The 12,255-nt window shown below is 39.6% G+C and carries 12 protein-coding genes and 1 tRNA gene; 11 read left to right on the forward strand and 2 right to left on the reverse strand.

All coding sequences use genetic code 11. The features are described from left to right. Both whiA and V7147_RS19720 read left to right on the forward strand, forming a co-directional pair. Positions 1-487: DNA-binding protein WhiA (gene whiA, locus V7147_RS19715; RefSeq protein ID WP_335369522.1), on the forward strand; the 487-nt coding region annotated here is incomplete at its 5' end. Between the two features lie 140 nt (positions 488-627). Continuing rightward, positions 628-885, forward strand: coding sequence for an HPr family phosphocarrier protein (locus V7147_RS19720; protein WP_335369523.1), 258 nt, complete (start codon positions 628-630; stop codon positions 883-885). A 43-nt stretch (positions 886-928) separates the two neighbouring features. Here V7147_RS19720 and clpP read toward each other — a convergent pair whose 3' ends face one another. Next, positions 929-1,522: an ATP-dependent Clp endopeptidase proteolytic subunit ClpP gene (clpP, locus tag V7147_RS19725; protein ID WP_116353406.1), complete on the reverse strand. Its 594-nt coding sequence runs from the start codon at positions 1,520-1,522 to the stop codon at positions 929-931. A 253-nt stretch (positions 1,523-1,775) separates the two neighbouring features. Between clpP and V7147_RS19730 the strand changes: the two genes are divergently transcribed. Continuing rightward, positions 1,776-1,847, forward strand: a tRNA-Arg gene (locus V7147_RS19730). A 355-nt stretch (positions 1,848-2,202) separates the two neighbouring features. On the opposite strand, the gene V7147_RS19735 is transcribed toward V7147_RS19730, so the two are convergent. Continuing rightward, positions 2,203-2,379: a hypothetical protein gene (locus V7147_RS19735; protein WP_335369524.1), complete on the reverse strand. Its 177-nt coding sequence runs from the start codon at positions 2,377-2,379 to the stop codon at positions 2,203-2,205. Between the two features lie 203 nt (positions 2,380-2,582). On the opposite strand from V7147_RS19735, the gene rpoN reads away from it, so the two are divergent. From rpoN to eno, 8 genes are all read left to right on the forward strand, one after another. Then, entirely contained in the window at positions 2,583-3,887 is a 1,305-nt protein-coding gene (gene rpoN / locus V7147_RS19740) for an RNA polymerase factor sigma-54 (protein ID WP_335369531.1), read from the forward strand. Positions 3,888-3,913: 26 nt separating this feature from the next. After that, positions 3,914-4,159, forward strand: coding sequence for a glutaredoxin family protein (locus V7147_RS19745; protein ID WP_335369532.1), 246 nt, complete (start codon positions 3,914-3,916; stop codon positions 4,157-4,159). A 343-nt stretch (positions 4,160-4,502) separates the two neighbouring features. After that, a complete protein-coding gene (locus tag V7147_RS19750) occupies positions 4,503-5,522 on the forward strand; it encodes a sugar-binding transcriptional regulator (RefSeq protein ID WP_335369525.1) in 1,020 nt (339 codons plus the stop codon). Between the two features lie 54 nt (positions 5,523-5,576). Then, the gene (gene gap / locus V7147_RS19755; protein ID WP_335369526.1) at positions 5,577-6,584 is read left to right on the forward strand and encodes a type I glyceraldehyde-3-phosphate dehydrogenase; all 1,008 of its coding nucleotides are present in this window, start codon (positions 5,577-5,579) and stop codon (positions 6,582-6,584) included. A 157-nt stretch (positions 6,585-6,741) separates the two neighbouring features. Then, positions 6,742-7,926, forward strand: a complete 1,185-nt coding sequence (locus V7147_RS19760) for a phosphoglycerate kinase (RefSeq protein WP_335369527.1) — start codon at positions 6,742-6,744, stop codon at positions 7,924-7,926. 159 nt (positions 7,927-8,085) lie between these two features. Beyond that, a complete protein-coding gene (tpiA, locus tag V7147_RS19765; protein ID WP_335369528.1) occupies positions 8,086-8,853 on the forward strand; it encodes a triose-phosphate isomerase in 768 nt (255 codons plus the stop codon). Next, on the forward strand, positions 8,846-10,378 hold the full coding sequence (gene gpmI / locus V7147_RS19770) for a 2,3-bisphosphoglycerate-independent phosphoglycerate mutase (protein WP_335369529.1): 1,533 nt from the start codon (positions 8,846-8,848) through the stop codon (positions 10,376-10,378). Before tpiA ends, gpmI begins: the two co-directional genes overlap by 8 nt. Before the next feature lie 27 nt (positions 10,379-10,405). Then, positions 10,406-11,698 carry a phosphopyruvate hydratase gene (eno, locus tag V7147_RS19775; RefSeq protein ID WP_335369530.1) on the forward strand — a complete coding sequence of 431 codons (1,293 nt, stop codon included), beginning with the start codon at positions 10,406-10,408 and terminating at the stop codon, positions 11,696-11,698. Positions 11,699-12,255: the final 557 nt, after the last annotated feature.

Here is a 12,255-nt window from a genome sequence, read left to right on the forward strand (position 1 = left end):
ATATAAAGAACATAATGATTCACTTTGTGAATTAATGAACGTTTTTGATCTCAATGCTAAAACATTAGAACGAAAAAAAGGCTTTATTACGTATTTAAAAGAAGCGGAAAAAATCACGGAATTTCTCAATGTGATTGGTGCCCATCAGGCATTACTTAGGTTCGAGGACGTCCGTATTGTTCGAGATATGCGAAATTCAGTGAATCGTCTAGTGAACTGCGAAACGGCAAACTTAAATAAAACAATTGGTGCTTCTATTCGTCAGGTTGAAAATATCCGATACATCGATGAAACAGTTGGGCTTGGCATTTTACCTGATAAATTAAGAGAAATTGCCGAACTTCGCGTTGCCTACCAAGATGTCACTCTAAAAGAGTTGGGCGAAATGGTGACATCAGGGCAGATTAGCAAATCAGGGATTAATCACCGCCTTCGAAAAATTGATGAAATAGCCGACAAGCTTCGTGCTGGTCATATCATCAAGTGAGCACCTTGCTCACAAGAAAGAAAATAAAGCATCATATGAAACCTTTTAGGCTTCATATACGTAATAATAGGAAATTACTTAAATCACTTTTAAAAAAACACAACTTAAGAATTCACACAAATCTGAGGAGGAAGAAAAAAATGGTTGAAAGACATGTTGAGGTTGCATTAAGAACGGGATTACAAGCACGCCCTGCAGCTATGTTTGTCCAGGAAGCAAATAAATTTTCTGCGGACATCTTTTTAGAAAAGGATGGGAAAAAGGTAAACGCAAAAAGCATAATGGGCTTAATGAGTTTAGCGGTTGGCACCGGTGCAACAGTTACCTTAATCGCGGATGGAAACGATGAAGAAGCTGCAGTTGAAGCATTAACTGTATTTGTCCAAAAAGAAGCATAAAAAAATCCTCTCACGACACGATGTGAGAGGATTTTTTTCATTCTTATTTATTGTTATCTTGAGGGTACATAACCTTGTCGATTAATCCATACTCCATTGCACGTTCAGCCGTCATGAAGTTATCGCGATCTGTGTCTCTTTGAAGAACTTCTAATGGTTGACCAGTACGTTCTGATAAAATTTGGTTTAATTTTTCTCGTAAGAAAAGAATACGTTTCGCTGCGATTTCAATTTCAGTAGCTTGCCCTTGAGCACCGCCAAGTGGTTGGTGAATCATAACTTCACTGTTTGGAAGCGCAAAACGCTTGCCTTTTTCACCAGCTGCAAGTAAGAAAGCACCCATAGATGCTGCCATACCGATACAAATAGTAGAAACCTTTGGCTTGATGAACTGCATGGTATCATAGATTGCCATACCAGCTGTGATTGAACCACCTGGGCTATTGATGTATAAAGAAATATCTTTTTCAGGATCCTCAGCTGCTAAGAACAATAACTGAGAAACGATTGAGTTTGCAACATTATCATCAATCGCACTTCCAAGCATGATAATACGGTCTTTTAATAAACGTGAGTAGATGTCATAGGCGCGCTCTCCACGGTTTGTTTGCTCAATAACTGTAGGGATTAAATTCATTTTACTTCCTCCTTGAGAACAAAATTATAAAACTTTGTTATGTATTTCCATCATACAATTAAGGTCAGTAAAGGTCAAACATTTCGCTTTACTAAATTATTCTATTCTACAAACTTTTAGCACATACCTTTTTAGGCATGAAAAAAATTTTTCATACGTATTCCATCTTAACCGATTTGGGGTGTTTTAAACATACATCTTGCAATGAATGGGGTTCTATCTTATAATGATGTGTGCAGTTCTTTCCAGACATGCCCTCGTAGTGTAGTGGATAGCACAAGAGATTCCGGTTCTCTTATCGTGGGTTCGAATCCTGCCGAGGGCGCTACAAAAAAACTGACCAAAGAGAGATCTCTTGGTCAGTTTTTTGCTTCATTGTGGAATCCGTACCCATTTCAGTTTCGGAATGAACAAAACGGAAACTTAAACGGAGTAATCGTACCCATTTCAGTCTCGGAATGAACAAAACGGAAACGCAAACGGAGTAATCGTGCCCATTTCAGTCTTGGAATGAACAAAACGGTAATGCAAACGATGAATTCGTACCCTTTTCGGTCCGAAATCAAACAAAAAGGTAATGCAAAAAGCATTATCGTACCCTTTCCCTACCAAAATCGAACAGAAATGGCACGAAAGCATCATCCTCACCCTAGCTCCACACTATCTCACTCTAGATTCACTTAGTTATCCTTATACCCCAATGTCCCGTCATATACATCCTCGTCAACCGGATTGACGTCCCACATTGTTTGAATGGGATCAAACTCAGATGCAAACTCTTCTTCGTTTTTACCTTTTTTCGCCTCATCTAATGTACCAGTGACCGGGCCAGTGTATATGATTTCATTCTTTTTCAACAATAATCACCTCTTTAAGGTAGATTCTTTCAAAAATTGAATAAAAATGCGTGCTAAAATATAACATTTTCGATACGATAGAAGTAAGATAAAATAAATCATATATCCATTTGATCAAAAAAAGTTGTCAAAACAACGATTAAAAAAGTAAACGCTTCCAAAAGATAAAATCAATTAAAGAAAGGGGGAAACCTTGAGTGAATATGCAAACTGGACTTTTTCAACAACAATCTTTAAAGCTAGTCATGACAAAGGAATTAACGCAGGCTATTACTCTTTTACAATACTCTTCTTTGGATTTGACTAAATTTCTAGAAGAGCAAACGCTAGAAAATCCCCTAATTGATGTAAAACGAACGGATTTTGAACGACCGAAAAAAATGAAGGTAACACGAGATACGTATACAAATCCAATCGATTATATTGGAAAAAAAGAAACAACTTTATATGAGCATTTGCTGACACAACTTTCATATATGAAACTAAACAACACAAAAAGACGGACAATTGAGTATATCATCCAGTTACTTGACGGCAATGGCTACTTGTATTTTCCGGTAGAAGAAATCGCAAGGGATCTCAATACTGATAAAGAAACCATTGAAAAAGCGATTCACTTTATACAAAACATGGACCCAATTGGGGTAGGGGCGAGGTCTTTACAGGAATGTCTTCTCCTGCAATTGAAGGCACTTCCCAACCGAAACAGCTTAGCGGAAATCATCGTACAAGACCATTTTGAACAATTCGCCGAAAAGTCTTGGAAGGAAATTGTTAAAGATCTAAATGTAAAACTTTTTGATATTCAACAAGTCTTTGATTTTATCCAAACACTTCAGCCGAGACCAGGCGCTGCCTTCCATGGTGGTGAAGCACAATACATTGTTCCGGACTTTGATATTCAGGTCGAAAACGGTGTCGTCACAATGAGCATGCAAGACTCGTATCTACCAAAGGTATCGTTGAACCTACAATACTATCAGCATTTTTTAGAAGAAAAGGATTCCAAAACAAAGGCCTATCTTCAGGAAAAAGTGGACCAATGCCAATGGATCATGAGAAGTTTGGAGCAGCGAAAAATGACCCTGCAAAATGTGATGAGTGAAATTATTAACCGCCAAATGGATTTTTTTATAAAAGGTCCAGCACATTTAAAACCGCTGATAATGAGTGATGTTGCGGATACTCTTGAAATTCATGAATCAACAGTGAGCCGCGCCGTTAAGGATAAATTTGTGCAAACTCCATTTGGGATTTTTGAAATGAAGTATTTCTTCTGTCGGAATATCCAAACAACGGGGGAAGCTGATACGTCATCGACACAAGTAAAAAATGTCATGAAACAAATGATTGATGAGGAAAATAAACAAAAGCCTTTGTCAGACCAAGAAATTGTCAGTATACTTGAGGGTGAGCATGGTATTCTTGTTTCTAGACGAACAATTGCAAAATACCGTGACCAATTAAAAATACCGTCCTCAACGAAACGAAAACGGTATAGCAAGTAGATTGGAAGTGTAACAAATTGAAGCGTATTCAAGTAACCATGTATTCAAAGGAAAATTGCTCACTTTGTACGAAAGCGAAAAAGGTGATTGAGGAACTAAGCGAGGATTACCCATTAACTCTTCATGAAATTGATATTTATCAAGATGACGAACTTTTGGAAAAATATCAGATCATGATTCCGGTTATCGAAATCGACGGAAACGAAGTGGAGTATGGGATTATCCATAAAGAAACGATCCAAGATTACTTGAATAAATTAGTGGAAAAATAACGTTTTATAGGGACTGCCTAAAAAATTAGGCAGTTTTCCCCGCATTAACGGGCAGTAAGACCCCCACTTCAAGACTATGTATAATCAATGAAGGGTAAGTGGAATCAACTGCCCGTAAAAGCCCGATTGGTTCAACTAACCATAAAAGAGGGATATAGAAATCCCTCTTTTAAGGAAGTTTCACTTTATTTATTGCTTTCTTTTAAAAGTATTGTTACTATATAAATGTAACACGACGACGATATGAAAATTTAACTGGGTTGTTTTTTTTTACTATAAGTGGGACATAATATGTCACGCCGGGACGAAACGCGTCCCTTATGGTAAAAAGGGGAAATGAAAAATGAGTTCAATCATTGAGGTACAACAAAAATTATTACCTGATTTACTCGAGGTTATGCAAAAGCGCCATGGGATCCTCAAATACATACGACTTATGCAGCCGATAGGAAGAAGGAATCTTTCAACGAGTCTTGGTCATAGTGAACGTGTCCTCCGCGGAGAAGTTGAGTTTTTAAAAAAACAAAACCTAGTGGACTTTAGCACGGCTGGTATGAGCTTGACGAAAGAGGGCGCGGAGCTTTTAAAAGACCTTGAGGATGTAATGAAGGAAGTTTTGGGCTTAAAGGTTTTAGAATCGAAACTTAAGGAGAAGTTAAATATTAAAGAAGTGATTGTCGTTCCAGGCGACAGTGACGCTACTCCTTGGGTGAAAAAAGAAATGGGAAGAGCTTGCGTTTCAAGAATAAAACAAAGGCTTTTTGGAGAAAATATCGTCGCAGTTACTGGTGGTACAACCCTTGTTGAGGTAGCAGAAATGATGACCCCGGATTCGAAAGGGCGAAGCATTTTATTCGTTCCAGCAAGAGGCGGTTTAGGAGAACGAGTAGAAAATCAAGCAAATACCATTTGCGCGAAGATGGCTGAAAAAGCCTCAGGAGATTATCGACTTCTACATGTACCAGATGTTGTGAGCAATGAAGCGTACCATTCATTTGTGGCCGAACCATCGATTCGGGATGTCCTGAATTTGATAAAGTCATCAAGTATGGTCGTCCACGGAATAGGAGACGCTATTACAATGGCAAAGCGTCGCAAGACAGATGAAGAGGATATGAAAAAAATCATTGAATCTCATGCTGTCGCAGAAGCTTTTGGGTATTATTTTGACGAAGATGGGAAAGTCGTCCATCGGGTTCAAACAATTGGCATCCAGCTAGAAGGTTTGAAAGCAATCAATGATGTGATTGCAGTAGCTGGTGGAGCTTCGAAGGCAATCGCCATCAAAGCTTATTTAAAGCAGGCGCCGGATACACTGTTAATTACAGATGAGGGTGCAGCGAAAGAGTTAATAAAGGGGTAACCCTTATATAAAAAAATCTTTATTAGGTTTCACATACAAAAGGAGGAAATCAAAATGGCAGTAAAAGTTGGTATTAATGGTTTTGGACGTATTGGTCGTAACGTATTACGTGCGGCATTAAACAATTCAAATGTTGAGGTAGTAGCAGTAAACGATTTAACTGATGCAAACATGTTAGCACATCTATTAAAGTATGACACTGTTCACGGTGTTCTTAATGCAGAAGTATCTGTAAATGGAAACAACATTGTTGTAGATGGAAAAGAAATCATCGTTAAAGCGGAGCGCGACCCAGCACAATTAGCTTGGGGAGACCTAGGTGTTGAAGTAGTTATCGAATCAACTGGTCGTTTCACTAAGCGTTCTGACGCAGCAAAACACTTAGAAGCTGGTGCTAAGAAAGTTATTATTTCTGCTCCTGCAACTGACGAAGATATCACGATCGTTATGGGTGTTAACCATGATAAATATGATGCAGCAAGCCACAACGTAATTTCAAACGCTTCTTGTACAACAAACTGTTTAGCTCCATATGCAAAAGTTTTACATGAAAACTTTGGAATCAAGCGTGGTATGATGACAACTATTCACTCATACACAAATGACCAACAAATTCTTGATTTACCACATAAAGATTACCGCCGTGCTCGTGCAGCAGCTGAAAACATCATTCCAACAACTACTGGTGCAGCAAAAGCTGTTTCTCTAGTATTACCTGAACTAAAAGGTAAATTAAATGGTGGAGCTATGCGTGTTCCAACTCCTAACGTGTCACTAGTTGACTTAGTTGCTGAGTTAGATAAAGACGTAACTGTTGAAGAAATCAATGCAGCACTACGTAAAGCTTCTGAAAATGAATTAAAAGGAATCATGGGCTACAGCGAAGAGCCACTTGTATCTTCTGACTACAATGGCAATGCAAATTCTTCAACTATTGATGCACTTTCTACAATGGTTATGGAAGGCAACATGGTTAAAGTTATCTCTTGGTATGACAACGAAAGTGGATACTCTCACCGTGTAGTTGACCTTGTAGATTACATCGCATCAAAAGGTCTATAAGTTATATCTAGTAGGGGTAAACCCTGTTGTAAATACTAAGCAACAATCACTATAATAGAACTTGTGTAGGGAAGGGAATATTCCCTTCCCTTTTTAATGTCTATCAGACAAATCCCACATTTTGAACTACTATTACATAGAACGGAGGCCTTCCGAAGTGAATAAGAAATCAGTAAGAGATATTGATGTGAAAGGCAAACGAGTTTTCTGCCGAGTTGATTTTAACGTTCCGATGCAAGATGGTCAGGTAACAGACGAAACGCGTATTCGCGCAGCATTACCAACAATCGACTACCTTCGTAAAGAAGGGGCAAAAGTTATTTTAGCAAGCCACCTTGGTCGTCCGAAAGGAAAAGCGGTTGACGAACTTCGCTTAGATCCAGTAGCTAAGCGTCTAGGTGAGCACCTAGGAATCGAAGTTCGTAAAACAAATGAGGCGTACGGTCCAGAGGTTGAACAAGCCATCTCAGAAATGAATGAAGGCGATGTTCTTTTACTTGAAAACGTTCGTTTCTACCCTGGTGAAGAGAAAAATGATCCAGAGCTTGCAAAACAATTCGCTGCACTAGCTGATGTATACGTGAACGATGCATTCGGAGCGGCTCACCGTGCCCATGCTTCTACAGCTGGCATTGCTGAACACCTACCAGCAGTAGCAGGTTTCTTAATGGAAAAAGAACTTGAAGTACTTGGCAAAGCACTATCAAATCCAGAACGTCCTTTCACAGCGATTATCGGTGGAGCAAAGGTTAAGGATAAAATCGGAGTCATCGAAAACCTCTTAGAAAAAGTAGATAACTTAATCATTGGCGGAGGGCTTGCTTATACATTCGTAAAAGCACAAGGTCATGAAATCGGTAAATCTCTTTTAGAGGAAGACAAGATTGACCTTGCTAATGAATTCATGAACAAGGCAAAAGAAAAAGGCGTAAACTTCTATATGCCTGTTGATGTAAAAGTAGCAGACGACTTCTCTAATGATGCTAATACTAAAATTGTTCCGATCAACGAAATTCCAAGTGATTGGGAAGCACTCGATATCGGACCAAAGACTGCTGAATTATACAGGGATGTTATCTTAAATTCTAAGCTAGTGATTTGGAACGGTCCTATGGGTGTATTTGAATTAGATGCATTCGCAAATGGAACGAAAGCTGTTGCTCAAGCACTAGCTGATTCACCAGACACATACTCTGTCATCGGTGGCGGTGACTCTGCTGCAGCAGTAGAAAAATTCGATCTTGCTAATAAAATGAGCCACATCTCAACTGGTGGTGGAGCATCATTAGAATTCATGGAAGGTAAAGAGCTTCCAGGAGTCGAATTACTTAACGATAAATAAAGATTTGGTGTCAACTTGCACCAATGTCTAGTTCCAGGCGCCATCGGCTCNNGCCAATCGCTTCTGAAGGTAAAATGCATCTTCTGTCAGCGCTTGTCTTATGCTTGTCGCCGATAGGCAGGCGCCTTGCACTTTTCTATTCGAAAGGGATGGTGAAACATGAGAAAGCCAATCATTGCAGGAAACTGGAAAATGAATAAGGTTCTTTCTGAATCTGTACAATTTGTAGAAGAAATCAAAGGGCAAATTCCATCACCTGAAAAGGTTGATTCTGTCGTTTGTGCACCAGCACTATTTTTAGAGCGTCTTGTTGCAAACGTAAAAGAAGGAAACTCTGACCTTAAAATCGGTGCCCAAAATATGCATTTTGAAGAGAGTGGAGCATTCACTGGAGAAATCAGCCCAGTAGCATTAAAAGATTTAGGGGTTGATTATGTCATCCTCGGTCACTCTGAACGCCGTGAAATGTTCGCTGAAACGGATGAGACAGTAAACCAAAAAACACTTGCAGCATTTGCTCATGGATTAATTCCAATCGTATGCTGTGGTGAGACATTAGAGCAACGTGAAGCAGGTCAAACAAACGACCTAGTAGGAGCACAAATTGAAAAAGCTTTAGCAGGTCTTACAGCTGAACAAGCGAAAGAAGTTGTTATTGCATACGAACCAATCTGGGCAATCGGAACAGGAAAATCTTCTTCTGCTCAGGATGCTAACGAGACTTGTGCACATATCCGTAAAGTAGTTGCTGATCAATTCTCCCCGGACGTGGCAGATGCTGTTCGCATTCAATACGGTGGCAGTGTAAAACCAGAAAACATTAAAGAATACATGGCACAGTCTGATATCGATGGTGCTCTAGTTGGTGGAGCAAGTCTTGATGCTTCCTCTTTTGTAAAGCTTTTGGAGGCAGGTAGCAATGAGTAAATCACCAGTTGCACTCATTATTTTAGATGGATTTGCATTCCGTGATGAAGTAAAAGGTAATGCAGTTGCTCAAGCTAATAAACCAAATTTTGATCGTTATTGGAACCAATTCCCGCACGCTACTTTACAAGCAAGTGGTGAGGCGGTTGGTTTACCAGAAGGCCAAATGGGGAATTCAGAGGTAGGTCATTTAAATATTGGCGCAGGTCGTGTTGTCTACCAAAGCTTAACCCGTGTAAATGTTGCAATTCGCGATCATGAATTTGAACAAAACGAAACTTTCCTTGCAGCTATGAAGCATGCAAAGGAACAAGGGACAGCGCTACACCTATTCGGTCTTTTATCTGATGGTGGCGTACACAGTCACATTGACCACCTTTTTGCATTGTTAAAGCTTGCAGCATCAGAAGGTATTGAAAAAGTGTATATCCACGGCTTTTTAGATGGAAGAGATGTAGGTCCTCAAACCGCGAAAATTTATCTAGAACAGCTTGATGAAAAAATCAAGGAATACGGTGTAGGTGAAATTGCAACCTTGTCTGGTCGTTATTATTCAATGGACCGTGACAAACGTTGGGAGCGCGTAGAAAAATCATACCGTTCGATGGTGTACGGAGAAGGTCCTACATATAAAAATGGATTTGACCTTGTCGATGATTCCTATGCAAACGGCATTTACGACGAATTCGTTTTACCATCTGTCATTGTAAAAGAAGACGGGTCACCTGTTGCGACCATTCAAGACAATGATGCAGTGATCTTTTATAATTTCAGACCGGACCGTGCCATTCAAATTTCGAACACATTCACAAATGACGATTTCCGTTCATTTGACCGTGGACCAAAGCATCCGAAAAATTTATTCTTCGTCTGCTTAACACACTTCAGTGAAAGTGTTGATGGATATGTGGCATTCAAACCAACAAATTTAGATAACACTTTAGGAGAAGTACTTTCACAAAACGGATTAAGACAGCTCCGCATTGCGGAAACTGAAAAATATCCTCATGTTACCTTCTTTATGAGTGGTGGACGTGAACAAGAATTTCCTGGTGAGACAAGAATTTTAATTAACTCACCAAAAGTTGCAACCTATGATCTTAAGCCCGAAATGAGTGCTTACGAAGTAAAGGATGCACTTTTACAAGAGATTGCAGAAGATAAGCAAGATGCAATTATCTTAAACTTTGCGAACCCAGACATGGTTGGACACTCAGGTATGCTTGAGCCAACAATCAAAGCAATTGAAACAGTTGACGAGTGTCTTGGTGAAATCGTCGATGCCATTCTTGCAAAAGGTGGAACAGTGATTATTACAGCTGACCATGGTAACTCTGATGAGGTTGTTACCCTTGAAGGACAGCCGATGACCGCACATACAACAAACCCAGTACCAGTCATTGTCACAAAAGAAGGATTAACCCTACGTGAAGACGGAAAATTGGGAGATCTTGCACCAACTATGCTAGACTTACTAGGAGTGCAAAAATCAGCGGAAATGACCGGAAACAGCTTAATAAACTAATTTAATTTGAAAAAGGAGAGATTTTTAATGTCAATTATCGTAGATGTATACGCTCGTGAAGTATTAGATTCTCGTGGAAATCCTACAGTTGAGGTTGAAGTATATACGGAGTCAGGTGCATTTGGTCGTGCATTAGTACCAAGTGGTGCTTCAACTGGTGAATATGAAGCAGTTGAGCTTCGCGATGGCGACAAGAGCCGTTACCTTGGAAAAGGTGTTCAAACAGCAGTAAACAACGTAAATGAAATCATTGCTGCAGAAATCATCGGTTTCGATGTTACTGAACAAGTGTCAATTGACCAAGCGTTAATCGAGCTTGATGGAACTGAAAACAAAGGTAAATTAGGAGCTAACGCAATTCTTGGTGTGTCTATGGCAGTAGCACGTGCAGCAGCTGACTTCTTAGAAGTTCCTTTATACCAATACCTTGGTGGCTTCAACTCAAAAACTCTTCCAGTACCAATGATGAACATCATCAACGGTGGAGAGCATGCTGATAACAACGTAGATATCCAAGAATTCATGGTTATGCCTGTTGGTGCAGCAAACTTTAAAGAAGCACTTCGTATGGGTGCTGAAATTTTCCACAACCTAAAAGCAGTGTTACATGCAAAAGGCTTAAACACAGCAGTAGGTGACGAAGGTGGATTCGCTCCAAACCTTGGATCAAACGAAGAAGCTCTACAAACAATCGTAGAAGCAATCGAAAAAGCTGGTTACAAGCCAGGCGAACAAGTACGTCTTGCAATGGATGCTGCATCTTCTGAGTTCTACAACAAAGAAGATGGTAAATACCATCTTAAAGGAGAAGGTAAAGTTCTATCTTCTGAAGAAATGGTTGCATTCTACGAAGACCTTGTATCAAAATACCCAATCATCTCAATTGAAGATGGTTTAGACGAAAACGACTGGGAAGGTCACAAGCTTCTAACTGAGCGTCTTGGTAAAAAAGTTCAGTTAGTTGGGGACGATCTTTTCGTTACAAATACAAAGAAACTTTCTGAAGGTATTGAAAGAGGCATTGCTAACTCAATCCTAATCAAAGTAAACCAAATCGGTACATTAACTGAAACATTTGATGCAATCGAAATGGCAAAACGCGCAGGCTACACTGCAGTCATCTCTCACCGTTCTGGTGAAACAGAAGACAGCACAATCGCTGACATCGCAGTTGCAACAAACGCTGGCCAAATCAAGACTGGTGCTCCATCACGTACTGACCGTGTTGCTAAATACAACCAATTACTACGTATCGAAGACAATCTTGGTGAAACAGCTCAATACAACGGCTTAGCATCTTTCTATAACCTAAGAGGTTAATTTTATAAAAGGAAAAACGACAAGCGTGGGTGCTTGTCGTTTTTTTATGCAATTTACGCTTGAGTATGAATGCGAACACAAATTTCGTGGCGCAGACCATAGATGTTGAAATGGAAGCATAAATTTATGGATTCAGACGTAAATATCTTGTATCCGACGCATAAATCTGGGTTCAGACGCAAATATCTTGTATCCGACGCATAAATCCGGATTCGTACGCAAATATCTTGTATCCGACGCATAAATCCCGGTTTAGATGCAATTCCACGAGCGAAGTTACTTCCCTTTCTTCGGCTGCTCCTTCTTTTGCTTATCCTGCTGCGTATTTTCGCCTAAATAATTCGTTTTGTGCTTTTTCTGCTCTTTAACAAACGCGTCAAAATCTAAATTTATCACAGAAATCATTCCTTTCAAGGTAGTCAACCTTAATATGGACCTTTCCAGGGCAAATCATGAAGTGAATCTGATGGAAAATGTTCGAGCATTTAGTGAGTTTTTTAGGATTTCGGACAAATATTTGATTATATCGGACATTGTTGTGATATTGTACCTATATA

The organism is Bacillus sp. JJ1521 (assembly GCF_036965165.1).
Classification (GTDB): Bacteria; Bacillota; Bacilli; order Bacillales; family Bacillaceae_L; genus Ferdinandcohnia.

Coding starts and splice junctions, on each gene's coding strand:
- eno (WP_335369530.1), top strand. CDS start 10,406: ATGTCAATTATCGTAGATGTATACGCTCGTGAAGTATTAGATTCTCGT.
- rpoN (WP_335369531.1), top strand. CDS start 2,583: ATGCAAACTGGACTTTTTCAACAACAATCTTTAAAGCTAGTCATGACA.
- tpiA (WP_335369528.1), top strand. CDS start 8,086: ATGAGAAAGCCAATCATTGCAGGAAACTGGAAAATGAATAAGGTTCTT.
- clpP (WP_116353406.1), bottom strand. CDS start 1,522: ATGAATTTAATCCCTACAGTTATTGAGCAAACAAACCGTGGAGAGCGC.
- V7147_RS19750 (WP_335369525.1), top strand. CDS start 4,503: ATGAGTTCAATCATTGAGGTACAACAAAAATTATTACCTGATTTACTC.
- gap (WP_335369526.1), top strand. CDS start 5,577: ATGGCAGTAAAAGTTGGTATTAATGGTTTTGGACGTATTGGTCGTAAC.
- V7147_RS19720 (WP_335369523.1), top strand. CDS start 628: ATGGTTGAAAGACATGTTGAGGTTGCATTAAGAACGGGATTACAAGCA.
- gpmI (WP_335369529.1), top strand. CDS start 8,846: ATGAGTAAATCACCAGTTGCACTCATTATTTTAGATGGATTTGCATTC.